Origin of the sequence: Streptomyces sp. NPDC101776 (genome assembly GCF_044766845.1) — a bacterium.
In the GTDB taxonomy this organism is placed as follows: domain Bacteria; phylum Actinomycetota; class Actinomycetes; order Streptomycetales; family Streptomycetaceae; genus Streptomyces.
The window spans coordinates 172,735-198,671 of the sequence record NZ_JBIWMV010000012.1 but is presented as its reverse complement, the minus strand read 5'-3'; the positions used below and the strand labels follow the sequence as shown (position 1 = coordinate 198,671).

Sequence of the window (25,937 nt, the reverse complement as noted above, 5' to 3'; positions counted from 1 at the left end):
TCCCGTTCTGTCCATCCTTGGGCATGCAGTCAAGCAACGGTCGTCCCCGCGGTGGCGGGAATGGTCACGAGAGTCCGGCCGAGCACCACGAAGGTCATGACCTGACCCCCGCCGAGGCAACCGGAAAGGTGAGGTACCACGACCCGTGGTACGACGCGCTCGCGTCCGGCTGGGGCGAGTCGGACGGCGTGGGAGTGCCCGCCTCCGAAGTGCCGTCCGCCCGCCGGGAGGACGAGGGACGGGCGCTGCGCGCCGCGGACATCTACCTCGAGGTGCAGCGCAGCGCGGCCTTTCAGGAGGTGCGCAGCCGGTATCTGAGGTTCGTGGTGCCCGCGGTGGCCATGTTCTTCGCCTGGTACGTGGCGTACGTGGTGACCGCGACGACCGCGCCCGGGTTCATGGCCCGGCCGGTGGCGGGCGCCGTGAACGTGGGGATGGTGGCGGGGCTCGGCCAGTTCGTCACCACCTTCCTGCTCACCTGGGCGTACGCCCGGCACGCGCGGCTGCGCAGGGACCGGGCCGCGCTCGAACTGCGCTGGGACACCCAGGAATTGACGCGTGGTGTGCGAGGCGGTGTGTCGTGACCGGCAATCATCAGACGCTGGCGTTGCTGCTGTTCAGCGGCTTCGTCGCCGTCACCCTGGGGATCACGACCTGGGTGAGCCGCAACCGGCACGGTTCGGCGGAGGAGTTCTACGCGGGCGGACGACTCTTCTCCCCGATGGAGAATGGTTTTGCCATCGCGGGAGATTACATGTCCGCAGCCTCCTTCCTGGGCGTCACCGGACTCATCGCCCTGTACGGCTACGACGGCATGCTGTACGTGGTCGGCTTCTTCGTGGCCTGGATCGTGGTGCTGCTCCTGGTCGCCGAACTGGTCCGCAACTGCGGGCGGTTCACACTCGCCGACGTGGTCGCCGCGCGGATGAGCGAACGGCCGGTGCGGATCGCGGCGGGAACTTCCTCGGTCACCGTGTCCGTTCTGTATCTGGTGGCACAGATGGTGGGCGCGGGCAGCCTGGTGTCACTGCTGCTGGGCGGGACCAGCACGGCCGCGCGGGTGTGGACCGTCATCGGCGTCGGCGCGCTCATGGTGATCTATGTGTCGTTGGGAGGGATGCGGGCCACCACCTGGATCCAGATCGTGAAAGCGGTCCTGCTGCTCAGCACCACCGTCGCGCTGACGGTGCTGGTCCTGGTGCGCTTCCACGGAAACGTCGACCAGTTGCTGCTCTCCGCCGCCGATCGCAGCGGTCACGGCCTGGCGTTCCTGGCGCCGGGACTCAAGTACGGCGGGGACTGGACCGCGCGGTTCGACTTCATGAGCCTGGGCCTGGCCCTCGTCCTGGGTACGGCGGGCCTGCCGCACATCCTGTCCCGCTTCTACACCGTGCCGACCGCGCGGGCCGCGCGCCGTTCGGTGATCTGGTCGATCGGGCTCGTCGGCGGCTTCTACCTGATGACCATCGTGCTGGGCTTCGCCGCCGCCGCGATCGTCGGACCGGACGCCATGCGCAAGTCGAACGCGGCGGGCAACACGGCGGTCCCGCTGCTGGCGCTCGACCTGGGCGGTGCCAACTCCACAGGCGGGACCGTCCTGTTCGCGATCGTCGCCGCCGTCGCCTTCGCCACCATCCTCGCGGTGGTCGCCGGGATCACGCTCGCCTCCTCGGCGTCCGTGGCCCACGACCTGTACGCGTCGCTGCGCCGACCGAGCGCCAAGCCGTACAGCGAGGTGGCGGTCGCGCGGACGGCGGCCGTCGGGATCGGTGTGGTCGCGATCGCGCTGGGCCTGCTCGCCAGGGACCTCAACGTCGCCTTCCTGGTGGGCCTCGCCTTCGCCGTCGCCGCCTCGGCGAACCTCCCCGTGCTGCTCTACTCGCTGTTCTGGCGCGGCTTCACGACTCGCGGCGCCGTGTGGGCCGTATACGGCGGACTGATCCCCGCACTCGTGCTCGTACTGCTGTCGCCGGTCGTGTCGGGCAGTCCCGATTCGCTGTTCCCCGGCGTCGACTTCCAGTTCTTCCCGCTGCAGAACCCCGGCATCGTGTCGATCCCGCTCGGCTTCCTGTCCGGCTGGCTCGGCACGGTCACCTCGACGGAGGTCCCGGACGAGGCCAAGCACGCGGAGACCGAGGTACGGGCACTGACGGGGGCGGGGGCCGTGTAGCGGGGGCGCCCGTCGTCGTCGTACATGCGCGGTCCGATCCCGTACGACGGCGGAGGGCGCCCGTGTGCCATGCCACGCGGGGCTACGGCGCGACCCAGGCGTAGCGGTGTTCCGGGCGGCCCGTGTCGCCGTACTTGAGGGAGAGGCGGAGGCGGCCGGCCTGTTCCAGATGGCGGAGGTAGCGCTGGGCGGTCGAGCGGCTCAGGCCGGTCTCGGCGGCGACCTCGTGGGCCGAGAGCGGGTGGCCGGCGCTGTGCAGGACGCCGCAGATCAGGTCGGTGGTCGGTTCCGAGTGGCCGCTGGGCAGACCGGGGGAGGCCGGCACGGTCGTCGTGCGCAGGGCGCCGAAGATGCGGTCGACCTGCTCCTGCCCGGCGATGCCGCGGCCGCCGACGCGGTCGACGGTGCGGCGCAGCGCGGCGTACGAGTCGAGGCGGGTGCGCAGCGCGGCGAAGGTGAACGGCTTGACCAGGTAGTGCAGGGCGCCCAGGCGCATCGCCCCCTGCACGGTCGTCACATCGCTGGCCGCCGTGATCATGATGACGTCGGTGCCGTGGCCCTGTTGCCGCATGCGGTGGACGAGTTCGAGACCCGTCTGGTCCGGCAGATAGTGGTCGAGCAGCACCAGGTCGATGGCCCCGCGCTCCACGGTGGCCAGCGCCTGGGCGGCGCTGTGCGCGCGGGCGGCGACCCGGAAGCCGGGAACCTTCGCCACGTACCTGGCGTTGATCTCGGCGACGCGGAAGTCGTCGTCCACGACCATGACGTCAATCATCGGGCCTCCTTCCCCAAGGCCATGGCGAGCGTTAAGCCCGTGTTTCGGCTCCGCAGTTGTAGCGCGAGCAAAACGAGCACAACAGGCTCTTGCGAGCAAAAGAACGGCTTGCGCCCAGAAGACTGCTGCTGTGGTCCGGGCCACATCTACGGTCCCGGCCATGAGCGCAGACACCAGCCCCGCCATCGAGCTGCGGGGCGCGAGCAAGACCTTCAGGACCCCGTCGGGGGGTCTGCACACGGCCGTACGGGGGCTTGATCTCACCGTCGGACGTGGCGAGTTCGTGGCGGTCGTGGGCCCCACGGGCTGCGGCAAGTCGACCACGCTGACCCTCGTCAGCGGGCTGGAAGAGCCCTCCGAGGGCGATGTGCTGGTGGCCGGGGAGCCTGTCTCCGGAGTCGGCGACAAGGTCGGTTTCGTCTTCCAGCAGGACGCCACCTTCCCCTGGCGCACGGTCCTGTCCAACGTCATGGCGGGCCCGCGCTTTCGCGGCGTACCGAAGGCGGAGGCCAGGGCGAAGGCGCGTGAGTGGCTGGCCCGGGTCGGGCTCTCCGCCTTCGAGGACCGCTATCCGCACCAGCTCTCCGGCGGTATGCGCAAGCGCGTCGCGCTCGCCGCGACCTTCGTCAACGACCCCGAGATCCTGCTGATGGACGAGCCGTTCTCGGCGCTCGACGTGCAGACCAGGGCCCTGATGTCGGACGAACTCCTGGAGCTGTGGGAGGGCACCGGTGCCTCGGTCGTCTTCGTCACCCACGACCTGGAGGAGTCCATCGCGCTGGCCGACCGGGTCGTCGTGATGACCGCCGGGCCGGCCACCGTGAAGCAGATCTTCGACATCGATCTGCCGCGGCCCCGCAAGGTCGAAGCGGTGCGCCTGGAACCGCGTTTCATCGAGATCTACCGCGAGATCTGGGAGTCCCTCGGCGAAGAGGTCCGCATCACGCGCGAGAGAGGTGTGGCCAATGTCGCCTGACGTCATGCCCGAGGACAAGGTCGTGGTCACCACGACCGAGCCCGGCACCAAGACGGACCGCGCCCATTCACGCGCGCGTGCCGCCCGCAAACGCAAGGTCGGCGTCGGGGCGGCGAGAGTGCTGCTCCTGGTCGCCGTTCTGGGTCTGTGGGAGGCGCTCTCCCGGGCCAAGGTCATCGATCCGTTCAACTTCTCGATGCCCTCCAAGATCTGGGACCAGATCTACACCTGGGTGACGCACGGGACCGCGCTCGGCTCCCTGGGGGAGCAGATCTGGTTCACGCTTCAGGAGGCGCTGCTGGGCTGGATCATCGGTGTGATCGCCGGTGTCGTGTTCGGTATTGCGCTCGGGCGGATCACCTTGCTGGCCGACATACTTGGTCCATACATCAAGGTGCTCAACTCCATACCGAGGATCGTGCTCGCCCCGATCTTCGTGATCTGGTTCGGACTCGGACCGGCCTCCAAGGTCGCGTCGGCCGTCGTGCTCGTCTTCTTCCCGGTGTTCTTCAACGCCTTCCAGGGTGCCCGCGAGGTCGACCGCAACCTGGTCGCCAACGCCCGCATCCTCGGCGCCAGCGACCGCAGGGTCACCCTCCAGGTGGTCATCCCGTCCGCGACCTCCTGGATCTTCACCAGCCTCCACGTCAGCTTCGGCTTCGCCCTCATCGGCGCGATCGTCGGGGAGTACATCGGCGCGACCAAGGGCATCGGCCTGCTCGTCGCGCAGTCCCAGGGCACGTTCAACGCGGCCGGTGTGTACGCCGCGATGGTGATCCTCGCGGTCGTCGCCCTAGTCGCCGAAGGGCTCCTCACCTTCGCCGAGAACCGCATCTTCCGCTGGAAGCCGTCGGGCTCCGACAGCTAACGGCCCCTCCTGGGGCCCCTGTTGGAGAGCCCCCTTCCTCCCCGCACCGCACCCTCACAAGGACGTGAACCGTCATGCGCAAGACCGCCAGATACGCCGCCCTGGCCGCCTCGGGCCTGCTCGCCCTCTCCTCGCTCACCGCCTGCGCCAACGACGCGGCCAGCACCGCCTCCACCGGCTCGGGCGGCAAGGGCGACGGCAAGGGCGTGAAGGTCAAGATCATGGTTGGTGGCCTGGACAAGGTCATCTACCTGCCCGCGATGCTCACCCAGCGGCTCGGCTACTTCGACGCCGAGGGCCTCGACGTCGAGCTGCTGAGCGAACCGGCCGGCGTCCAGGCCGAGACCGCGCTCGTCTCCGGGCAGGTCCAGGGAGCCGTCGGCTTCTACGACCACACACTCGACCTCCAGGTCAAGGGCAAGTCGGTCGAGTCCGTGGTGCAGTTCTCGCAGGCGCCCGGCGAGGTGGAGGTCGTGTCCACCAAGGCGGAGGGGAAGGTCAAGTCGGCCAAGGACTTCAAGGGCAAGAAGCTCGGCGTGACCGGCCTCGGCTCCTCCACCGACTTCCTCACCAAGTACCTCGCCGTCAAGAACGGCGTCGACGTCAGCGAGTTCACCCCGGTCGCCGTGGGCGCGGGACCGACCTTCGTCGCCGCGCTCCAACAGGGCTCCATCGACGCCGGGATGACGACCGACCCGACCGTCGCGACGATTCTCGACAAGAAGGCCGGCAAGATCCTCGTCGACATGCGGACGCCCGAGGGATCACAGGCGGCTCTCGGCGGTCCGTACCCGTCGTCAAGTCTGTACATGCAGACGGACTGGGTGAACAGCCACAAGTCAACTGTGCAGAAGATGGTCAATGCATTCGTCAAGACGCTCAACTGGATGTCCACCCACAGCGCGACCGAGATCGCCGACAAGATGCCCGCCGACTACTCCCAGGGCAACAAGTCCCTCTATGCCGACGCGATCAAGAGCACGCTGCCGATGTTCACCAAGGACGGCGTGATGCCGGCGAACGGTCCGGAGACCGTCGAGAAGGTGCTCAAGGCGTTCAACCCCACCATCAAGAACGCCGACGTGGACCTCGACAAGACGTACACGACCGAGTTCGTGAAGAACGCGACGGGCTGACGGCCGCGCGGTCGCCATCCGTACAGAAGGCAAGGGGTACGGCCCCTTCCCCCGCCCCCACAGGCCGTGCCCTCAGGCGCGGGTCGCCCACACGTAACGGTGTTCCGGGCGGCCCGCGTCGCCGTATTTGAGCGTCAGCCTGGCCCGTCCGGTGCGCTCCAGGAGCTTCAGATAGCGCTGGGCGGTCTGCCGGCTCACCCCGGTGCGGTCGGCGATCTCCTGGGCGGACAGGGGGCCCTCGGCGTTCATCAGGGACTGGCGCACGAGTTTCGCCGTGGTGGGGGAGTGCCCTTTGGGCAGCCCGGGCTCCGAGGGCGCGGACAGCGCGCCGAAGATGCGGTCCACCTCGGCCTGTTCGGCCTCGCCGCCGCCGTCGAGGGTGCGGCGCAGTTCCGCGTACGCCTCCAGCTTGGCCCGCAGCCCCGCGAAGGCGAACGGCTTGACCAGGTACTGCAGCGCGCCCTGCCGCATCGCCGCCTGTACGGTCGTCACGTCCCGGGCCGCCGTCACCATGATCACGTCGGTCTGGTGGCCGCGCCGGCGCATCTCCTGGACGACCGCCAGACCCGTCTCGTCGGGCAGATAGTGGTCCAGGAGGACCAGGTCCAGATGTGGCAGCGTCTCCAGCCGGTTCAGCGCCTCGGCCGCGCTGTGCGCCTCGGCGGCGACGTGGAAGCCCGGTACCTTCTCCACGTAGGCCGCGTTGACCTGGGCGACCCGTGTGTCGTCGTCCACGACCAGAACCTCGATCATCGTGACTCCTCCTCGGCGGCGGTCTCCCCGGGGGCGGCGAGGGCGGGCGCCAGGTCAGGCTCGGTCAGCGCCTCGGGCAGGACGACCACGAACTCCGCGCCCCCGCCGAACGCCTCCGTCACCACCGCGCTGCCGCCCTGCCGTTCGGCCAGCCGACGCACCAGGGGGAGCCCTATACCGCGCTTGCCATGAGCCGGGGGCTTCTTCGTGGACCACCCCTCGGTGAACACCAACTCCCGTTGTTCCTCCGGGATTCCGGGGCCCGTGTCCCGCACCCGGAGCACGGCCGTGGGCCCTTCCGTCCGCAATTCGACCTCCACGCGTGCGTGCGGTGTGCCGGCGACGGCGTCGAGCGCGTTGTCCACGAGGTTGCCGACGACCGTGACCAGTCCGCGCGGGTCGATCAACCGGTCGGGCAGCCAGGTCCGGTCGGAGATCCACAGGGCGACGCCCCGCTCGGCGGCGACGGTCGCCTTGCCCACCAACAGGGCGGCGAGCAGCGGGTCCTGGATCTTCTCGGTGACCTGCTCGGCCGTCGCCCGGTGATCGCCGACCACCTCGCCGACGAAGTCCACCGCGTCGTCGTACATCTCCAGTTCGAGCAGCCCCAGGAGGGTGTGCATGCGGTTGGCGTGCTCGTGGTCCTGGGCGCGCAGGGCGTCGATCAGCCCGTGCGTCGAGTCCAACTCCCGGCCGAGCTGCTCCAGTTCGGTGCGGTCGCGCAGGGTGGCGACGGCGCCCCCGTCGTCGGTGGGCATCCGGTTGGTGACCAGGACACGCTGGCCCCGGACGGCGAGCAGATCGGTGCCGGTCACCCGGCCCGCCAGGACATCGGTCGTACGGCCCTCACCGAGCGCCTCGTCCAGGGAGCGGCCGACCGCCTCGTCACCGATGCCCAGCAGCCGCCGCGCCTCGTCGTTCAGGAGCCGTATGCGGCCGGAGCGGTCCAGGGCGACGACGCCCTCCCGGATGCCGTGCAGCATCGCCTCGCGCTCCGAGAGCAGCGCCGAGATGTCCGAGAAGGCGAGGTCCCGGGTCTGCCGCTGGACCCTCCGGGAGATCAGCCAGGCCGCCAGCGCGCCGACGGCGAGAGCGCCCCCGGCGTACGCCAGCAGCCCGGGGATCGCGCTGATCAGTTGCGCGCGGACGCTGTCGTACTTGATGCCCACGGAGACGGCCCCGATGATCGTGCCGTCGGCGGCGCGTATGGGCACCTTGCCGCGGGCCGAGCGGCCCAGGGTGCCCTTGTCGATCTCCTTGACCTCCTGGCCGGCCAGGGGCTGGTCGGGAGAGGTCGAGACGAACCGGCCGATCTCGCCCGGGGTCGTGTGCGACCAGCGAATGCCCCGCCAGTCCATCACCACCACGTACTCGGCCTCGGTGGCCTTGCGGACCCGCTCCGCCTCCTTCTGCACGGGCCCGTCCACGGTCGGCGGGGTGTTCTGGAGGTCCTCGATGATCTGCGGCTGCTGTGCGGTGGTCTGGGCGATGGCCAGGGCGCGGTTCATCGCCTCCTGGTCGAGCTGTTTGCTCAGCGGCGCGAGGAACAGCCCGGTCGCCAGGACCGCGACTCCCGCGGCGATCGTCAGCTGCATCAGCAGCACCTGCGAGAACACCCGCCGCGGCAGCCCGAGGCGACGGCGGCGTGCGGGGGGTGCGGGGCTCATGCCCATGACGGTACGTGGCGGGGTGGGGGCTGCCCCAGGGGTGTGGCGTGGATCTCTTGACCGGTTCTTGGGGAAACCGGGTTCCAGGAGAGGGCGATTTTCCGCGCGCCCCCAGGAGACGGCCGTTTTCCCTACGAGGTCACCAGGGGACCCGTATCGAGCCGCTCAGCCCGTCAGTGCCGTCGTCAGCTCGCGCACCGCGACCACGTCCATCCGCGCCGGCGCGCCGAGGACCGACGTCCCGCAGCTCTCCGGGCGCGGCGGCAGGGAGGCGCCCTGGGCGACGATCACGCGCCAGTGGCGCCCGTCGGTGTGCGCGACGGTCACCTCCCAGCGCGGTGCGGCGCCGTCCGTCCGTACGACGGTCAGTGCGTCCGTCGCGTACTCGCCCGCCGCCGTCCGCACGGCCAGCTCCGCCGCCTGTCCGGGCCGCTCCCAGGCCGAACCGCCCCGGCAGCCCTCGACGACCACACGGCCCTCCTGGACGCCCTGGAGGATCTCCTTGACGGTGTGGGCCCCGATGCGCCCGTACGCGTAGCCGTAGGGCAGGACGAGCAGCGTGGGCGAGAAACGATGGCCGCCCAGATGGGTGACCTCCCAGGCGCCCTCGACCCCGGAGGCGGCCAGTTCGGCCGCGAGGGGACGGCCCAGGAGCGCGCAGCAGCGGTCGCGCTTGCCGTTGGTGCAGACGAGCGCGAGCGGGTCGCCGGTGTGGGCCCGCCCGCCGAGCGCCGAGCCGAACGAGCGCGGGTCACCCGTGCCGAGAGCGGCGAAGTCCAGCGCGAGCAGTTCCCGCGGATCGGTGGTCGTGGCGCTGTGCAGCCATACGTTTCCGGGAACGGTGTGGGCCGCGTACACCTGGCGCACCGGCGACGCCGCGGGGTCGGCATGCCGTCCGGGACGGCGGATGAGCGCGATCCGTACGCCCGTGTTCGCGGCGGCCGCCTCCAGGGCACGGCCCAGCACGGGGTCCAGGTGGCTCGAAGTGAGCGCTTTGGCACCCCAAGGACCGGGCTGTTCCAGCAGCAGCCACGTCGTCGCCGTGGCAGCGGTTCCGGAGATGGGCTCGTCGAGGTCCTGAGAGACGGTCGCGCACGTACTCACAGAGGTGAGCCTAACCTGACTTGACCCGGGGCGACTTCCGGCCGCACTCGTGTCCTACTCCGGCAGTGGTTGAGGCGGTCTGGGGCCTACGTAGTGACCGCTGGGCCGCATGCGCAGCGGGCGCTCGCCGTACTCCTCCAGGGCGTGTGCGATCCAGCCCGCCGTACGGGCGACCGCGAAGACCGTCTCGCCCGCCGTGGAGGGCATCCCGGAGGAGACGGTGAGGACGGCGAGAGCCAGGTCGACGTTGGCGTGCAGCGGGGTGTGGCGGGCGGTGGTGGCGACGATGTCCCGGGCCGCGGCGAGGGCGGGCGCGGCCCCCGGGATGTCCTTCAGGAGGGCGAACAGGGCACGCGCGCGTGGGTCTTCGCCCGGGTAGAGCCGGTGACCGAGTCCGGGGATCCGGCGGCCGGCCCGGAGTTCGTCCGCGACCACCGGGCCGGCGCTGCCCTGGTCGAGCACGTCGAGCAGCAGCCGGTGCGCCAGACCGCTGGCGGCGCCGTGCAGGGGGCCTTCGAGGACCCCCAGGCCGGAGGAGACGGCCGCGTACGGGTGCGCGCGGGCCGAGGCCGCGACCCGCACCGCGAGGGTGGAGGCGGCCAGGTCGTGGTCGACGAGCAGCCCAAGTGCCGTGTCCAGGACGCGCAGTGACGCCTCGTCAGCCGGCCGTCCGCTCAGCCGTGCCCACAGGCGGTGGGCCAGCGGACCCTCGTCGCGATGGGCGCGCCGCACCGGCGGCAGGGCCGCGACGAGCGTGGGGATGAGGATGCGCGCGGTGCCGAGCACGGCGTCCTCGGACAGGTCGAAGCGCAGCGGGTCCGCGGTCGCCGCCGCGATGGCCGCGACCCGCAACCGGTCGGTGGGGCCGGTGTGTTCGGGCAGCGCGTCGACGGCCCGACGGGCGACGGAGACGGCCGCCTTGGGCGCGGTGAACGTGATCCCGGGGCGCGACTCACCGGTCCACAGCCACTCGGCGATCTCCTCGTAGGAGTGGCGCGCGGCCAGCTCGGTCGCGTCGACGCCTCGGAAGTAGTACCGGTCCTTCTCGATGAGCGTGATGCGGGTCCGTACGGACAGCTCGCCCCCGGAACCCGAACTCCCGCTGCTCTCCCGCCTGTTGCGCCGGGCGAGCGCCTCCACCTCCCTGGCGTCGAAGGTGCTGCCCCGACCGCCGGGCTCGCGTCTGCTGCTCAGTTGCCCGCGACTCACGTACGCGTACACGGTGTCGGGCTTCACGCCGAGCAGCTCGGCGGTCTCCTTGGTGCTCAACCGTCGCTCGGGGTGACCGGGGGCGGGCTCTTGATCGCGCATGGAGGTCACGGTATCTATCCCTGGGTCATATTGATTCAATCAATGTTGACAGAGATTGAGTCAAGCATGGACAGTCGAATCAAGTCCAGGGAGGAAACATGTCCGTCAACAGGGCCGTGGCCACGCGTATCGAGGTTCCGCGAGGACTCGCGGGCGTCGTCGTCACCGACACCCGAATCGGTGACGTCCGAGGGGTCGAGGGCTTCTACCACTATCGCCAGTACTCCGCCGTCGAACTCGCGCGGACCCGCGGCTTCGAGGACGTCTGGCATCTCCTTGCCCACGGCGAACTGCCGGACGCCGACCGGAGCGCCGCCTTCGCCGCCGAGACCGCCGCGCTGCGTCGGCTGCCCGACGAGGTGCGGGCCGCGCTGCCCGCCGTGGCGGCGGCGAGCGGTACGTCCGGACCGCTGTCCGGGATGCGTACGGCACTGTCGCTGCTCGGCGCGGCGAAGGGCTTCCGGCCGGTGTACGACATCGACGCGGACACGCGTCGCCAGGACACCGTCGTGGCGTCCGCCGCCGTACCGACGCTGCTCACCGCGCTGTACCGGCTGGGGCAGGGGCTCGATCCTGTCGAGCCGCGCGAAGACCTCTCCTACGCGGCCAACTACCTCTACATGCTGACGGGTTCGGAGCCGGACAAGCAGCAGGCCAGGGCGATCGAGCAATACTTGATCTCAACCATTGACCACGGATTCAATGCGTCAACCTTCACCGCGCGGGTCATCGCGTCGACGGGCGCGGACGTGGCGGCCTGCCTGGTCGGGGCCGTGGGGGCGCTCTCGGGCCCGCTGCACGGGGGTGCGCCCAGCCGCGCCCTGGACACCCTGGACGCGATCGGCACCCCGGAGCGTATCGATCCCTGGATTCGTGCGCGTGTCCTCGCTGGTGACCGCATCATGGGCTTCGGTCACGCGATCTACCGCACGGAGGACCCCCGCTCGCGGATGCTGCGCGAGGTCGCCCAGCAGTTCGGCGGCTCGCGGGTCGAGTTCGCCGTCGAGGTCGAGCGCCAGGTCGAGACGATCCTCGCCGAGCTCAAACCGGGCCGCGAACTCCACACGAACGTCGAGTTCTACGCGGGGCTGGTCATGGAACTCTGCGGGCTGCCGCGGGAGATGTTCACTCCTACGTTCGCGGCGGCGCGGGTGGTGGGGTGGAGCGCGAACGTGGTGGAGCAGGCGGAGGACTCGAAGATCATTAGGCCGGTGGCTCGGTATGTGGGGGCGCCGGTGCGGGTGCCGACCGAGAGCTGACGTCGTGGAACCGGCCGGGCGACGCGGTGGGCCGGTTCGTCGTCCCCGGCGCGAACACGCGAGCCTGCGGCCGGTGTTGTCGGAGGCCCGGCACCAAGGGGTGCCGGGTTCTCTGTGTACGGGTTGGCTGTGTATGTAAGGGAGAAGTACGCCTTCGTAGGGGGAGGCGTCAGGCGTCGGGGATGTCCAGTTTCGCGCGTACCAAGGTCGCGCGACTGATGACGACGATGCGTTCGTAGTCGGCACGTGCGGCATCTGGAGGGAGCTCGGGGTCGAGCTCCGCGGTCGCTTCGCGCCCAATGACGGCGAAGTCGCCGTCGCTGAGTTCGAAGATGTCGGGGCAAGTCTGGCCTGTGGCGCTGCCTCGCTCGCGAGGCGAGGCCCCGACACGTCGAACAATTCTCACTGAGACTTACCAGCCTTACTCGGAGTGATTGACGTCTCCGAGTGTGGCTCCTTGTGGCTCGGAGGGACGGAAGACCTCCGAGCGTGGCGGCGCCCCAGGCAGGTGTGACGCCGGAGCCGTACGTCTCCGAGCGTGAAGGGTGTTCGTCGGAGTGCCCGGAGAGGGCCAGGGGACAAGATATCTACTCTGTGGCTCGCGGTGGGTCACTTAAGAGCAACCGATGAGGTGAACTCCGCCGACTTCGCTTGACGAATCGCGTTCCGGGGCGCCGGTGCCCGCCTGGGGTCAGGGCGAGTCGCCCGGCGGCTCCCCGACGACCCACCATTCATCGGTGTCCGACTCGTCGAGTTCCTGGATCAGATCATCCATGACGCGGCCGAGCCCGGCCTCCTCGGAGGAGTCGGGCAGGCTCTTCCTGTGGTGCTTGGTCGCTGCCCAGTACTCGCGGAAGACCTGGTTCTGGCACATGACCCGGAAATGGCCGTGAAGTTCCGGCAGCGTCATGGCGCCGATCCGGTGGTAGTACAAGGCGTTCGCGTAGAGCGCGTTCGCGAAGAGGTACTGGCGCTGCTTCTCGGGCGGCACCGAGGTCTCGTAGGTGTCGAGGACCTTGGCCAGTGCCGGGTCGTCCATGGCCTTGCACAGCAGGGCGAAGTGGAGACGGTGTTGCTCGGCGAGAGCGGCTTTGCGTCGATGGCGCGAGACGGACCTGCCGAAAGGTGCGGCCATGGCCACGATCCCTGCCTTGACGGCTGAGCTGAGCCCCCGTATCCCCACGTTCTGTGTGGCCATGTCAATACCCCCGAATCAGGCGGCCGTCCGCCGGTCGTCGGGGTGCGGGTCGACTGATGGGGACCGGCGAGCGATGGGCGGCGCTTGCCGTCTCCCAGAGTGCCGAGCGGCTCTGATCGGCAGGGAGGCGGAGAGGAGGCGCACGGAGGGAAGCGAGGGTCGCACGAACCGGCGCCTTCCCCAACGTCTGCCCCGCAAGTGCTGCTAACAATCGTTCACTTCGCGGCGATTCTTCCGGCTCGTATCCTGGGGCCGCATTCAACCTCCGTACGGGTGCCGGACCACGAGCCGGTGCACGCGTCGGCGTGAAAGAGGTCGCACGTTGAGCCAGCAGAGCCCGAGCACAGGCCCGAGCCCGAGCATCGATCCGGCGTCGGTTCCGAGCACGGATCCGGATCCGGGCCGGCCCGCGAGCTCGGTTCCGAGCTTGCCCACGGCCTCGGCTCCGGACCTGCCTACGACACCGGTTCCGACCCGCGATCGGGCCCCGGCCCCGATGTCCGCTCCTGCCCAGGCCCAGGCCCAGGCCCCGGTGTCCGCTCCCGCTCCGGCCCCGACAACCCCCGCTCCCGCCTCGATTCCGACCTCGGATCCGAACCCGCTCCCGATCCCCCCGCAGATCCCCGTCCTCGTCCTCGCCGGATTCCTCGGCTCCGGCAAGACGACCCTGCTCAACCACCTCCTGCACCGCAGCGGAGGCAGCCGTATCGGAGCCGTCGTCAATGACTTCGGGGCGATCGAGATCGACGCGCTGGCCGTGGCCGGTGCGCTCGGCGACTCGACCGTCTCGCTCGGCAACGGGTGCTTGTGCTGCGCCGTCGACGCCAGTGAACTCGACGTCTACCTGGAGCGCCTCGCCCGGCCCGCCGCCGGTATCGACGTCATCGTCATCGAGGCCAGCGGGCTCGCCGAACCGGAGGAACTGGTGCGCATGCTGCTCGCCAGCGAGCATCCGGGGATCGTCTACGGCGGACTCGTCGAGGTCGTGGACGCCGCCGAGTTCGACGCCACGCGCGTGAAGCACCCCGAGATCGACCGGCATCTCTCCCTCGCCGACCTCGTCGTCGTCAACAAGCTCGACCGGGCGGTCGACGCCCCGCGCGTCCTCGGGCTCGTCCGCTCGCTCACCGACCGTGCCGCCGTCGTACCCGCCACCTACGGCCGTATCGACCCGGAGTTCCTCTTCGACTGCCGGCCGAGCGAGGAGCGCGTCGGGCAGTTGACCTTCGACGACCTGCACGACCACGCCGGTGCGGAGGAGGGCGAACACGCCGCGCACGCCGACCACTTGCACACCGCCTACGACAGCCTCTCCTTCGCCTCCGACGACACGCCCATGGACCCGCGGCGGCTGATGACGTTCCTGGACAGCAGGCCCGAGGGGCTCTACCGCATCAAGGGGTACGTCGACTTCGGCGCCCACGATCCCCATAACCGGTACGCCGTGCACGCCGTAGGACGCTTCCTGCGCTTCTATCCCGAGGCCTGGGCCGACGGCGACTCGCGACTGACCCAGCTCGTGCTCATTGGCACCGGCCTCGATCTGCCCGCCCTCGGCAAGGAGTTGGAGGCGTGCAAGGACGACGACGCCCCACACGCCGACGAGCATGGCATGTGGGGCGTCCTGCGTTACGTACAAGAGCCGGACCAGGAGGGGGAGTTGGACCCGGAGCCGGAGGGCTGAGAGGCGTGGGCTACACCGGGCCCGCCACCACCGACACCGTCTTCGCCAGCGACACGCCCGAGCCGTCGCGGCGCGGGTCCGTCTCCGGGAGTTCCGCCGGTGTGCCGTCCCGCTGTGCGGCCTTCGCCGGTACGGGGCCCGCCCAGGCCAGGGAGAGGCAGTCCTCGCCCCTCAGGAAGCGCTGACAGCGGACGCCGCCGGTGGCGCGGCCCTTGCGGGGGTACTGGTCGAACGGGGTCAGCTTGGCCGTCGTCTGGACCGAGTCGTCCAGGGTGCCGCGAGAGCCCGCGATCGTGAACACCACGGCGTCCGCGGCGGGGTCGACGGCGGTGAAGGAGATGACCTTCGCGCCCTCGGTGAGTTTGATGCCCGCCATGCCGCCGGCCGGGCGGCCCTGGGGGCGGACCTGGGCGGCCTGGTAGCGCAGGAGTTGGGCGTCGTCCGTGATGAAGACCAGGTCCTCCTCGCCGGTGCGCAGCTCGATCGCGCCGACGATCCGGTCGCCGTCCTTGAGCGTGATGACCTCCAACTCCTCCTTGTTCGTGGGGTAGTCGGGGACCACGCGCTTCACGACGCCCTGTTCCGTGCCGATCGCCAGGCCGGGGGAGGACTCGTCGAGGGTCGTAAGACAGATGACCGTCTCGCCCTCGTCCAGGGAGACGAACTCCGTGACCGCCGCGCCGCCGGAGAGGTTCGGTGCGGCCGCCGTCTCCGGGAGCTGGGGCAGGTCCACGACGTTGATCCGCAGCAGCCGGCCGGCCGAGGTGACCGCGCCCAGTTCGCCGCGCGCCGTCGCCGGGACCGCCGAGACGATCACGTCGTGCTTGACGCGCCGGGCCTCCGCGTCCTCCGGGAAGGGCTCGCCGTTCGCCGTACGGGCCAGCAGACCCGTCGAGGAGAGCAGCACCCGGCACGGGTCGTCGGCCACCTGGAGCGGCACGGTGGCGGCGGGCGCGCCCGCCGACTCCAGCAGGACCGTGCGCCGGTCGGTGCCGAACTTCTTGGCCACCGCGGCCAGTTCGGTCGAGACCAGCTTGCGCAGTTCGGTGTCCGACTCCAGGATGCGGGTCAACTCCGCGATCTCCGCGCGGAGTCGCTCCATCTCCGACTCCAGCTCGATCCGGTCGAACCGGGTGAGCCGGCGCAGCGGCGTGTCCAGGATGTACTGCGTCTGGATGTCCGACAGGGAGAAGCGCTCCATCAGACTCTGCTTCGCCTGCGCGGAGTTGTCGCTGGAGCGGATGATGCGGATGACCTCGTCGATGTCGACGAGCGCGGTGAGCAGACCCTCCACCAGGTGGAGGCGGTCGCGCCGCTTGGTGCGGCGGAACTCGCTGCGCCGCCGTACGACGTCGAAGCGGTGGTCGAGATAGACCTCCAGGAGCTCCTTGAGGCCGAGCGTGAGGGGCTGGCCGTCCACCAGGGCGACGTTGTTGATGCCGAAGGACTCCTCCATCGGCGTCAACTTGTAGAGCTGCTCCAGGACCGCTTCGGGCACGAAGCCGTTCTTGATCTCGATGACCAGGCGCAGGCCGTGCGCGCGGTCGGTGAGGTCCTTGACGTCGGCGATGCCCTGGAGCTTCTTCGCGCCGACCAGGTCCTTGATCTTGGCGATCACCTTCTCCGGGCCGACTGTGAAGGGCAGTTCGGTGACGACCAGGCCCTTGCGGCGCGGTGTGACGTCGTCCACCGTCACCGTGGAGCGGATCTTGAACGTGCCGCGGCCCGTCTCGTACGCGTCCCGAATGCCCGTGAGGCCGACGATCCGGCCGCCCGTGGGCAGGTCGGGGCCGGGGACGTGGCGCATCAGGGTGTCCAGGTCCGCGTTCGGAAAGCGGATCAAGTGGCGGGCCGCCGCGATGACTTCGCCCAGGTTGTGCGGCGGCATGTTGGTGGCCATGCCGACGGCGATGCCCGACGAGCCGTTCACCAGGAGGTTCGGGAAGGCGGCGGGCAGGGCCACCGGCTCCCGCTCCTGGCCGTCGTAGTTCGGGGTGAAGTCGACCGTGTCCTCGTCGATCGACTCGGTCATCAGGTTGGCGGCCTCGGACGGCCGGCACTCGGTGTACCGCATCGCGGCAGGCGGGTCGTCGTTGCCCAGCGAGCCGAAGTTGCCGTGGCCGTCGGCCAGGGGGACGCGCATGGAGAAGGGCTGGGCCATGCGCACCAGGGCGTCGTAGATCGACGCGTCGCCGTGCGGGTGCAGCTTGCCCATGACCTCGCCGACGACACGCGCGCACTTCACAAAGCCGCGGTCGGGGCGCAGGCCCATCTCGTCCATCTGGTAGACGATCCGTCGGTGGACCGGCTTCAGGCCGTCCCGGGCGTCCGGCAGGGCTCGGGAGTAGATGACCGAGTACGCGTACTCAAGGTAGGAGCCCTGCATCTCGTCGACGACGTCGATGTCGAGGATCCGCTCCTCGAACGAGTCGTCGGGCGGCGGGGTCTTCGTGCTGCGGCGGGCCATCGCTGCCGGCTCCTCTTTTCTGGTCGCTCGCCTGGGGGTCGCTCCCCTTCGGCTCACTCTTGCTGAAGCGTGAACGGGGTCTTGACGTGAACCATTGTGGACCGCGGCACTGACAACGCGGACCAGGACCCGGCGTTGGCCGCTCGGCTCCGTCACCGACGGCTGCCGCGTGGGTCCACGTGTGCGACTGCCCGCAGGCTACGCGATCTCGCTCTCGGCGTACGTCCGCCGGGAACTTCGCCGACGGTCCGCACGCTTGCATACAGTGGCGGGACGAGCAGGATTTCTGCGGTTCCAGCCAGAGAATCCGCGATCGAAGGGACGTACATGCCCATGGGTCACACGGCCACCGCCGAGGCAGGGTCCGGCGGTCTGACAGCGACCGAACACCGCTTGGCCAACGGTCTGCGCGTGGTGCTCTCCGAGGACCACCTGACCCCGGTCGCGGCGGTGTGCCTCTGGTACGACGTCGGTTCCCGCCACGAGGTCAAGGGGCGTACCGGCCTGGCTCACCTCTTCGAGCACCTGATGTTCCAGGGCTCCGGACAGGTGAAGGGCAACGGCCACTTCGAGCTGGTGCAGGGCGCGGGCGGTTCGCTCAACGGCACCACCAGCTTCGAGCGCACGAACTACTTCGAGACCATGCCCACCCACCAGTTGGAGCTCGCCCTCTGGCTGGAGGCCGACCGCATGGGCTCCCTGTTGGCCGCCCTTGACGAAGAGTCCATGGAGAACCAGCGGGACGTCGTCAAGAACGAACGCCGCCAGCGCTACGACAACGTGCCCTACGGGACCGCGTTCGAGAAGCTGACCGCCCTCGCCTACCCAGAGGGGCACCCGTACCACCACACGCCCATCGGCTCGATGGCGGACCTGGACGCGGCCACGCTGGAGGACGCGCGCGCGTTCTTCCGCACCTACTACGCGCCCAACAACGCGGTCCTGTCCGTGGTCGGCGACATCGACCCCGAGCAGACGCTCGCCTGGATCGAGAAGTACTTCGGGTCCATCGCGGCGCACGACGGCAAGCCCGCTCCCCGTGACGGCTCACTGCCCGACACGATGGGCGGCGAACTGCGCGAGGTCGTCGTCGAGGAGGTCCCGGCCCGCGCCCTGATGTGCGCCTACCGGCTCCCGGAGGACGGCACGCGCGCGTCCGACGCGGCCGACCTCGCTCTCACCATCCTGGGCGGCGGCGAGTCCTCGCTCCTCTACAACCGCCTGGTACGACGCGACCGTACGGCCGTGGCGGCCGGCTTCGGTCTGCTGCGGCTGGCCGGAGCGCCCTCCCTGGGGTGGCTGGACGTCAAGACGTCCGGTGACGTCGAGGTGCCGGTCATCGAGGCGGCCATCGACGAGGAGCTCGCCCGGTTCGCCGCGGAGGGCCCCACGGCCGAGGAAATGGAGCGCGCCCAGGCCCAGTTGGAGCGCGAGTGGCTGGACCGGCTGGGCACGGTCGCGGGCCGTGCGGACGAACTGTGCCGGTACGCCGTCCTGTTCGGCGACCCGCAGCTCGCCCTGACCGCCGTGCAGCGCGTCCTCGACGTGACGGCGGAGGAGGTCCAGGAGGCCGCCAAGGCCCGTCTGCGCCCCGACAACCGCGCGGTGCTCGTCTACGAGCCGATCGCGGACGAAGACGATGACGACGACGCAGCCGCCGCCGACGAAGCAGCGGCCGAGGCCACCGACGAGAACGAGGAGGCGGCCAAGTGACCGAGCTCGCCACGATGGAGTTCCACCCGCAGCCCCAGGCCGGCGAGGCCAGGCCCTGGGCCTTCCCGGCGCCCGAGCGCGGGACGCTCGGCAACGGCCTGACCGTGCTGCGCTGCCACCGCCCCGGCCAGCAGGTCGTCGCCGTAGAGGTGCTCCTGGACGCGCCCCTGGACGCTGAGCCTGCCGGCCTGGACGGTGTCGCCACGATCACCGCGCGTGCCTTCTCCGAGGGCACCGACAAGCACTCCGCCGAGGAGTTCGCCGCGGAGCTGGAGCGCTCCGGCGCCACCCTCGACGCGCACGCCGACCACCCCGGGCTGCGCCTGAGCCTGGAGGTCCCGGCCTCGCGCCTGGCCAAGGGGCTCGGTCTGCTGTCCGACGCCCTCAGGGCGCCCGCCTTCGCGGACAGCGAGGTCGAGCGGCTGGTCCGCAACCGCCTCGACGAGATCCCGCACGAGACGGCCAACCCGTCCCGCCGCGCGGCCAAGCAGCTCTCCAAGGAGCTGTTCCCGGCGACCTCGCGCATGTCGCGCCCGCGCCAGGGCACCGAGGAGACCGTCCAGAAGATCGACTCCGGAGCCGTACGCGCCTTCTACGAACGGCACGTCCGCCCCGCCACGGCCACCGCAGTGGTCGTCGGCGACCTCACCGGCATCGACCTGGACGCGCTGCTCGCGGACACCCTGGGCTCGTGGACGGGCTCCACCGCGCAGCCACGCCCCGTGCCGCCGGTGACCGCCGACGACACCGGGCGGGTCGTGATCGTGCACCGTCCCGGCGCCGTCCAGACGCAGCTGCTCATCGGCCGCGTCGGATCCGACCGGCACGACCGCGTGTGGCCCGCGCAGGTGCTCGGCACGTACTGCCTGGGCGGCACCCTCACCTCCCGCCTGGACCGTGTCCTGCGCGAGGAGAAGGGCTACACCTACGGTGTGCGGGCGTTCGGCCAGGTGCTGCGTTCGGCACCGGACGGCACGGGCGCGTCGATGCTCGCCATCAGCGGCTCCGTGGACACCCCGAACACCGGTCCCGCGCTCGACGACCTGTGGACGGTGCTCCGCAAGCTCGCCGAGGGCGGACTCACGGACGCCGAGCGGGACATCGCCGTACAGAACCTCGTCGGGGTGGCGCCGCTCAAGTACGAGACCGCCGCGGCCGTCGCGAGCACGCTGGCCGACCAGGTCGAGCAGCACCTGCCTGACGACTACCAGGCGACGCTCTACCAGCAACTCGCCGCGACCGGCACCGTGGAGGCCACCGCGGCGGTCGTGAACGCCTTCCCGGTGGACCGTCTGGTGACGATCCTCGTAGGCGACGCGGAGCAGATCAAGGAGCCCGTGGAGGCCCTCGGTATCGGCGAAGTGACCGTCGTTCCGGCGGAGTAGACGCGGTAGCTGCACACGCGCGTGGGGAGCCCTGGTGACTGAAGCGTCACCAGGGCTCCCTATTGTCCGAATTGGGGGAGAGGTTGCCTGTCTGCCCTGTGGCATGTGCAACAAAAACCGTGATCCGTTTGGGGATTGAAAGTGGCCCCCTTTAGCGTCAACCCGGCTGTCCGTCAGGCACCGCGCCGCACTCGTGGCACCGGACAGTCATCGCCGAGTCCCCGTACGGCGCGAGCCAGGGGAGCCGGGGACCCACGTCCCTGGGGTGAATCGGACGCCCGCGCACCGCGAGGGAGTCCGTAGGAGACCTTCCTGCTCCGAACCCGTCAGCTAACCCGGTAGGCGAGAAGGAAGGAAAGGACCAGCCACTTCATGGCGTTCACCCGCGCCACCGGGAAGCACCGTCGCCCGAGCCGGACCCACCGCACCACCGTTCGTGCCGCGAGTGTCGCGGCTCTCGCCACCTCCGGCGTCGTAGGCACCCTGGCCGCCGCCCCGGCGTTCGCCGCGGAGCCCGCCCCCGAACAGACCGGCCTCACCCCCGTCGTCGCCATCAACGACTCCGTGGCCGAGAAGATCGACGCCCAGGCCGCCGCACAGCGGGAGGCCGCCGCCGAGCAGCAGGCCAGGGAGACCGCCCGCGCCAAGGCCGCCGCACAGGCCAAGGCGGCCCGCGAGGCCGAGGTGCGCGCCGCCCGCGAGGCCGAGCGCAAGAGGCTCAACACCTTCGTCGCGCCGGTCGCCGGCTCCTATGTGTCCACCGGCTACAAGACCGGCGGCTCCCTGTGGTCCTCCGGTGCCCACACCGGCATCGACTTCCACGCCTCGACCGGCACCTCCGTGCACGCGGTGGGCTCCGGCACCGTCGTCGAGGCCGGCTGGGGAGGTTCGTACGGCAACGAGGTCGTGATCAAGATGGCCGACGGCATGTACACCATGTACGGCCACCTGTCGTCCATCGGTGTCTCGGTCGGCCAGACGGTCACCCCGGGCCAGCAGATCGGCCTCTCCGGGGCGACCGGCAACGTCACCGGACCGCACCTCCACTTCGAGGCCCGCACGACCGCCGAGTACGGCTCGGACGTCGACCCCGTCGCCTACCTCCGCAAGCACGGCGTGAACGTCTGACGACACGGCGCCGCACTTCCTGAAGCCCCAGCCCGCCCGGCCGGGGCTTTCGGCGTTTCCGGAGCCCACCTGTCCAAAAAATATCCATGGATTCCGGCCCGCCATCGGAAATTCCCGCTCATTGCAATAGAGTCACGGAACACACGTCAATCGTCGACGTTTCACGGGGATTAAGGCGGAGGTCGGACATGCGTATTCCGGCGCACTCGGTATGCACGGCGATCCGGGACGACATCGTCGCCGGTGTCTACGAGCGCGGCGGCAGGCTCACCGAGGAACTCCTCGCGCGCCGGTACGGCGTCTCGCGCGTCCCCGTGCGGGAGGCCCTGCGCACGCTGGAGGCCGAGGGGTTCGTCGTGACCCGGCGGCACGCGGGCGCGTGCGTCGCGGAACCGACCGAGCAGGAGGCCGCCGACCTGCTGGAGATGCGGATGCTGTTGGAGCCGCTCGGTGCCTCGCGGGCCGCCCAGCGGCGCACCGAGGCCCACCTGAAGGTGCTGCGCGGCCTCGTCAGGCTGGGCCAGGAGCGCGCCAGGCGGGGCAACAGCGAGGATCTGCGCTCCCTGGGCAGCTGGTTCCACGAGACGCTGGCACAGGCCTCCGGGAGCCCCGCGCTGACCTCGATGCTGACCCAGCTGCGGCACAAGATCGCCTGGATGTACGCGGTCGACGCACCGGCCAACCCCGTCGAGTCCTGGGCCGAGCACGGGGCCATCGTGGACGCGGTGGCGCGCGGCGACAGCGAGCGCGCGCGGGCGATCACCGCCCTGCACACCGAGCGGGCCGGCACCGCGCACCGGCTGCGATTTCCCGGCGGGGCGGGCGGCGCGGACCGTGTGAGGACTTCGCAACCTCCCGTAAACATGTCGGGTCTGCGGCATTAACACGGGCGCCGTATACAAAGAGAGGATAATTCGCGGGGGATTATTTCTGCTGCCCGCAAATGGAATTGCGAAGGGCTCGCCCGGTAATTCGGGCGAGCCCTTCGAGGTTGCGGCACATCGGTTTTGCGGCGAAATCACCGCAACCATCAATTGCGGGTTGTTCAGACAGTCTCGGGGAGTTCCTCGAGACCCTCCGCGACCAGTTTCGCCAGTCGGTCGAGGGCCGCGTCCGCGCCCTCGGCGTCCGACGCGAGGACGATCTCCTCGCCGCCCTGGGCGCCCAGGCCCAGCACCGCGAGCATGGAGGCCGCGTTGACGGGGTTGCCGTCGGCCTTGGCGATCGTCACGGGGATACCCGAGGCCGTGGTGGCCCGGACGAAGATGGAGGCGGGGCGGGCGTGAAGGCCCTCCGCCCAGCCGACGTTGACGCGGCGCTCAGCCATGTGATGCTGCCCTTCAGAGTCTCAGGGTTGTCTAGACCAGTTTCCCACACGTGAAGCGAGCCCGGACCGGTCCCGTGGACCGTCCGGAGCGAGTCGTCGGACCGCGGCCTCGGCCCGACTTCGCCTCGCTGCTTTTCACCCACAGACTGCCTCGCGCTGATGTCGGACGCGAGCCGTACGCTGGGCCCCATGCAGCAGACCTCGTCGGACCGGCACGAGTACCCCGCCCACTGGGAAGCCGACGTGGTGCTGCGCGACGGGGGTACCGCGCGCGTCAGGCCCATCACCGCCGACGACGCCGAGCGCCTGGTCAGCTTCTACGAGCAGGTCTCCGACGAGTCGAAGTACTACCGCTTCTTCGCGCCGTATCCTCGCCTGTCCGCCAAGGATGTCCACCGCTTCACGCACCACGACTTTGTGGACCGGGTGGGACTCGCGGCCACCGTCGGCGGCGAGTTCATCGCCACCGTACGCTATGACCGCATTAGTGCCGACGGGCGTGCCGCCTCCGCCCCCGCCGACGAGGCCGAGGTCGCCTTCCTGGTGCAGGACGCGCACCAGGGGAGGGGCGTCGCCTCCGCCCTCCTGGAGCACATCGCGGCCGTCGCCCGCGAGCGCGGCATCCGCCGCTTCGCCGCCGAGGTGCTGCCCGCCAACAACAAGATGATCAAGGTGTTCACGGACGCCGGCTACACCCAGAAGCGCAGCTTCGAGGACGGCGTCGTACGCCTGGAGTTTGACCTCGAACCCACGGATCGGTCCCTCGCCGTGCAGCGCGCGCGGGAGCAGCGCGCCGAAGCGCGGTCCGTGCGACGGCTGTTGGTGCCCGGCTCGGTCGCCGTCGTCGGTGTGGGGCGTACCCCTGGAGGGGTGGGCCGCAGCGTTCTCGACAACATCAGGGACGCCGGGTTCACCGGCAGCCTGTACGCCGTGAACAAGGCACTCCCCGAGGAGCAGAAGGACCTCGACGGGGTGCCGGCGTACCGCTCGGTGCGCGACATCGACGGCCCCGTGGACCTCGTGGTCGTCGCCGTTCCGGTCGAGCACGTCCCCGAAGTCGTCACCGAGTGCGGCGAGCACGGGGTGCAGGGGCTCGTCGTGGTCACCGCCGGATACGCCGAGAGCGGCCCCGAGGGACGCGAGCGCCAGCGCGAACTCGTGCGCCACGCGCGCACGTACGGCATGCGCATCATCGGACCGAACGCCTTCGGGGTCATCAACACCGCCGCCGACGTACGGCTGAACGCGTCCCTCGCCCCCGAGATGCCCCGCCCCGGACGCATCGGCCTGTTCGCGCAGTCCGGCGCCATCGGTATCGCCCTGCTCTCCCGGCTGCACCGGCGCGGCGGCGGGGTCACCGGCGTCACCGGCGTCTCCACGTTCGTGTCGTCCGGCAACCGCGCGGACGTGTCCGGCAACGACGTCCTTCAGTACTGGTACGACGATCCCGACACCGACGTCGCCCTCATGTACCTGGAGTCCATCGGCAACCCCCGCAAGTTCACCCGCCTCGCCCGGCGCACCGCGGCGGCGAAGCCGCTGGTCGTGGTCCAGGGCGCGGGATCCGCCCCTCAGGGACACGCCGTACGCGCGACGCGCCTGCCGCACGCGACCGTGTCCGCGCTGCTGCGCCAGGCCGGCGTGATCCGTGTCGAGACGATCACCGAACTGGTCGACACGGGGCTGCTGCTCGCGCGCCAGCCGTTGCCCGGCGGGGCACGGGTGGCGATCCTGGGCAATTCCGAGTCACTGGGGCTGCTGACCTACGACGCGTGCCTCTCCGAGGGGCTGCGGCCGCTCGTTCCGCTGGACCTGACCACGGCGGCGACGGCGGCGGACTTCCACCGGGCCCTGTCGGAGGCGTTGGCCGACGAGACGTGCGACGCGGTGGTCGTGACGGCGATACCGGCGGTGGGAGAGGGCCCGGCGGAGGACGCGGCCTTGGCGGAGGCGTTGCGGTCGGCCGCCGAGGAGGTCCCCGGGAAGCCCGTGCTGGTGGTGCATGTGGAACTCGGAGGGCTCGCCGAGGCGTTGTCGGCCGCGATGAGCACGGCACCCCAGGCTGTTTCGAAGCGCGGGGACCCCCAGCGCCCCGCGGAGCGACCGCCCACCGCAGCGCAGGCCCCCGAAGGGGCCGGCCTCATCCCCGCCTACCCCGCCGCCGAGCGCGCCGTCCGGGCCCTCGCCGAAGCCGTGAAGTACGCGCAGTGGCGGCGCGAGGCCGTCGACCCCGGCCGGGTGCCCGAGTACGAGGACATCGACGAGAAGGGCGCCGCCGGGCTGATCGGCGGGCTCCTCGCGCGCGGGCAGGGCCTCACGCTCGGCGTCGACGAGACGTGCGACCTGCTCGGCAAGTACGGCGTCGACGTCCACCGCGCGCTGCCCGCCCCCACCCCCGAAGACGCCGCCGAGGCCGCCCGCACCCTCGGCTACCCGGTCGCCCTGAAGGCCACCGCCCCGCACCTGCGACACCGGGCCGACCTGGGCGGCGTACGACTGGATCTCGCCGACGAGGACCAACTGCTGCGGGCGTACGCCGAGTTGGGCGAGTTGTTCGGGACGCCCGAGGAGCTGCGGCCGGTGGTGCAGCGGATGGCGCCGCGCGGGGTCGACACCGTCGTACGGGCCGTCATCGATCCGGCGGCGGGGGCCGTGCTGTCGTTCGGACTCGCCGGAGCCGCCTCGCAGTTGCTCGGGGACACCGCGCACCGGCTGATTCCGGTCACGGACCGGGAGGCCGCCTCGCTGATCCGGTCGATCCGGACGGCGCCGCTCCTGTTCGGCTGGCGCGGTTCGACGCCGGTCGACACGCCTGCCCTGGAGGAGCTGATGCTGCGGGTGTCGCGGCTGGTCGACGACCATCCCGAGGTCGTCGCCGTGGCCCTGGAGCCGGTCGTCGTGGCCGCGCACGGCCTGAGCGTGCTCGGCGCCTCCGTGCGCGTGGCCCCGCCGCCCGTCCGGGACGACCTCGGCCCGAGGACGCTTCCCGTGTACTGACCGGGCGTCGACCGTGTGC

The 25,937-nt window shown here is 70.5% G+C and carries 21 protein-coding genes and 1 riboswitch; of the genes, 12 read left to right on the top strand and 9 right to left on the bottom strand.

The window, feature by feature from the left end; translation table 11 throughout:
• Positions 1-23: 23 nt before the first annotated feature.
• Positions 24-584, top strand: a complete 561-nt coding sequence (locus ACIRRY_RS31945; protein ID WP_403979436.1) for a DUF485 domain-containing protein — start codon at positions 24-26, stop codon at positions 582-584.
• On the top strand, positions 581-2,170 hold the full coding sequence (locus ACIRRY_RS31940) for a cation acetate symporter (RefSeq protein ID WP_403979434.1): 1,590 nt from the start codon (positions 581-583) through the stop codon (positions 2,168-2,170). Before ACIRRY_RS31945 ends, ACIRRY_RS31940 begins: the two co-directional genes overlap by 4 nt.
• 82 nt (positions 2,171-2,252) lie before the next feature.
• Here ACIRRY_RS31940 and ACIRRY_RS31935 read toward each other — a convergent pair whose 3' ends face one another.
• Positions 2,253-2,945: a response regulator gene (locus ACIRRY_RS31935; protein ID WP_403979431.1), complete on the bottom strand. Its 693-nt coding sequence runs from the start codon at positions 2,943-2,945 to the stop codon at positions 2,253-2,255.
• A gap of 160 nt (positions 2,946-3,105) precedes the next feature.
• Between ACIRRY_RS31935 and ACIRRY_RS31930 the strand changes: the two genes are divergently transcribed.
• The 3 genes from ACIRRY_RS31930 to ACIRRY_RS31920 all read left to right on the top strand — a co-directional run bounded on the left by ACIRRY_RS31930 (position 3,106) and on the right by ACIRRY_RS31920 (position 5,925).
• On the top strand, positions 3,106-3,921 hold the full coding sequence (locus ACIRRY_RS31930; RefSeq protein WP_403979429.1) for an ABC transporter ATP-binding protein: 816 nt from the start codon (positions 3,106-3,108) through the stop codon (positions 3,919-3,921).
• A complete protein-coding gene (locus tag ACIRRY_RS31925; RefSeq protein ID WP_403979426.1) occupies positions 3,911-4,789 on the top strand; it encodes an ABC transporter permease in 879 nt (292 codons plus the stop codon). The genes ACIRRY_RS31930 and ACIRRY_RS31925 overlap by 11 nt, the downstream gene beginning before the upstream one ends.
• 74 nt (positions 4,790-4,863) lie before the next feature.
• A complete protein-coding gene (locus ACIRRY_RS31920) occupies positions 4,864-5,925 on the top strand; it encodes an ABC transporter substrate-binding protein (RefSeq protein WP_403979424.1) in 1,062 nt (353 codons plus the stop codon).
• A gap of 72 nt (positions 5,926-5,997) precedes the next feature.
• Here the strand turns inward: ACIRRY_RS31920 and ACIRRY_RS31915 are convergent, their stop codons facing one another.
• The 4 genes from ACIRRY_RS31915 to ACIRRY_RS31900 form a co-directional block, all read right to left on the bottom strand.
• Positions 5,998-6,678 carry a response regulator gene (locus ACIRRY_RS31915; protein ID WP_403979421.1) on the bottom strand — a complete coding sequence of 227 codons (681 nt, stop codon included), beginning with the start codon at positions 6,676-6,678 and terminating at the stop codon, positions 5,998-6,000.
• Complete coding sequence (locus ACIRRY_RS31910) at positions 6,675-8,345, bottom strand: ATP-binding protein (protein WP_403979418.1); 1,671 nt, start codon at positions 8,343-8,345, stop codon at positions 6,675-6,677. The genes ACIRRY_RS31915 and ACIRRY_RS31910 overlap by 4 nt, the downstream gene beginning before the upstream one ends.
• A gap of 165 nt (positions 8,346-8,510) precedes the next feature.
• The gene (locus ACIRRY_RS31905; protein ID WP_403979416.1) at positions 8,511-9,449 is read right to left on the bottom strand and encodes a sucrase ferredoxin; all 939 of its coding nucleotides are present in this window, start codon (positions 9,447-9,449) and stop codon (positions 8,511-8,513) included.
• Positions 9,450-9,503: 54 nt separating this feature from the next.
• A complete protein-coding gene (locus ACIRRY_RS31900) occupies positions 9,504-10,760 on the bottom strand; it encodes a citrate/2-methylcitrate synthase (RefSeq protein ID WP_403979413.1) in 1,257 nt (418 codons plus the stop codon).
• A gap of 98 nt (positions 10,761-10,858) precedes the next feature.
• On the opposite strand from ACIRRY_RS31900, the gene ACIRRY_RS31895 reads away from it, so the two are divergent.
• Complete coding sequence (locus tag ACIRRY_RS31895) at positions 10,859-12,019, top strand: citrate synthase/methylcitrate synthase (RefSeq protein WP_403979410.1); 1,161 nt, start codon at positions 10,859-10,861, stop codon at positions 12,017-12,019.
• Between the two features lie 169 nt (positions 12,020-12,188).
• Here the strand turns inward: ACIRRY_RS31895 and ACIRRY_RS31890 are convergent, their stop codons facing one another.
• Complete coding sequence (locus ACIRRY_RS31890) at positions 12,189-12,425, bottom strand: hypothetical protein (protein ID WP_403979408.1); 237 nt, start codon at positions 12,423-12,425, stop codon at positions 12,189-12,191.
• A 285-nt stretch (positions 12,426-12,710) separates the two neighbouring features.
• Complete coding sequence (locus tag ACIRRY_RS31885; protein WP_403979405.1) at positions 12,711-13,217, bottom strand: DUF6082 family protein; 507 nt, start codon at positions 13,215-13,217, stop codon at positions 12,711-12,713.
• A gap of 496 nt (positions 13,218-13,713) precedes the next feature.
• Between ACIRRY_RS31885 and ACIRRY_RS31880 the strand changes: the two genes are divergently transcribed.
• Complete coding sequence (locus ACIRRY_RS31880; RefSeq protein ID WP_403979402.1) at positions 13,714-14,901, top strand: CobW family GTP-binding protein; 1,188 nt, start codon at positions 13,714-13,716, stop codon at positions 14,899-14,901.
• Positions 14,902-14,911: 10 nt separating this feature from the next.
• Here ACIRRY_RS31880 and ACIRRY_RS31875 read toward each other — a convergent pair whose 3' ends face one another.
• Positions 14,912-17,368 (bottom strand): DNA topoisomerase (ATP-hydrolyzing) subunit A, encoded by a 2,457-nt coding sequence (locus tag ACIRRY_RS31875; RefSeq protein WP_403979400.1) that lies wholly within the window; start codon positions 17,366-17,368, stop codon positions 14,912-14,914.
• A gap of 333 nt (positions 17,369-17,701) precedes the next feature.
• On the opposite strand from ACIRRY_RS31875, the gene ACIRRY_RS31870 reads away from it, so the two are divergent.
• The 4 genes from ACIRRY_RS31870 to ACIRRY_RS31855 all read left to right on the top strand — a co-directional run bounded on the left by ACIRRY_RS31870 (position 17,702) and on the right by ACIRRY_RS31855 (position 22,478).
• Positions 17,702-19,081 carry a M16 family metallopeptidase gene (locus ACIRRY_RS31870; RefSeq protein WP_403979642.1) on the top strand — a complete coding sequence of 460 codons (1,380 nt, stop codon included), beginning with the start codon at positions 17,702-17,704 and terminating at the stop codon, positions 19,079-19,081.
• A complete protein-coding gene (locus ACIRRY_RS31865) occupies positions 19,078-20,466 on the top strand; it encodes a M16 family metallopeptidase (RefSeq protein WP_403979397.1) in 1,389 nt (462 codons plus the stop codon). Before ACIRRY_RS31870 ends, ACIRRY_RS31865 begins: the two co-directional genes overlap by 4 nt.
• Positions 20,467-20,667: 201 nt before the next feature.
• Positions 20,668-20,825: riboswitch (cyclic di-AMP (ydaO/yuaA leader) on the top strand.
• 13 nt (positions 20,826-20,838) lie between these two features.
• Complete coding sequence (locus ACIRRY_RS31860; protein WP_403979394.1) at positions 20,839-21,594, top strand: M23 family metallopeptidase; 756 nt, start codon at positions 20,839-20,841, stop codon at positions 21,592-21,594.
• Positions 21,595-21,782: 188 nt separating this feature from the next.
• On the top strand, positions 21,783-22,478 hold the full coding sequence (locus ACIRRY_RS31855; RefSeq protein ID WP_403979392.1) for a GntR family transcriptional regulator: 696 nt from the start codon (positions 21,783-21,785) through the stop codon (positions 22,476-22,478).
• Between the two features lie 161 nt (positions 22,479-22,639).
• Here the strand turns inward: ACIRRY_RS31855 and ACIRRY_RS31850 are convergent, their stop codons facing one another.
• A complete protein-coding gene (locus ACIRRY_RS31850; protein WP_013000229.1) occupies positions 22,640-22,921 on the bottom strand; it encodes an HPr family phosphocarrier protein in 282 nt (93 codons plus the stop codon).
• 189 nt (positions 22,922-23,110) lie between these two features.
• On the opposite strand from ACIRRY_RS31850, the gene ACIRRY_RS31845 reads away from it, so the two are divergent.
• Positions 23,111-25,918 (top strand): GNAT family N-acetyltransferase, encoded by a 2,808-nt coding sequence (locus ACIRRY_RS31845; protein ID WP_403979389.1) that lies wholly within the window; start codon positions 23,111-23,113, stop codon positions 25,916-25,918.
• Positions 25,919-25,937: the final 19 nt, after the last annotated feature.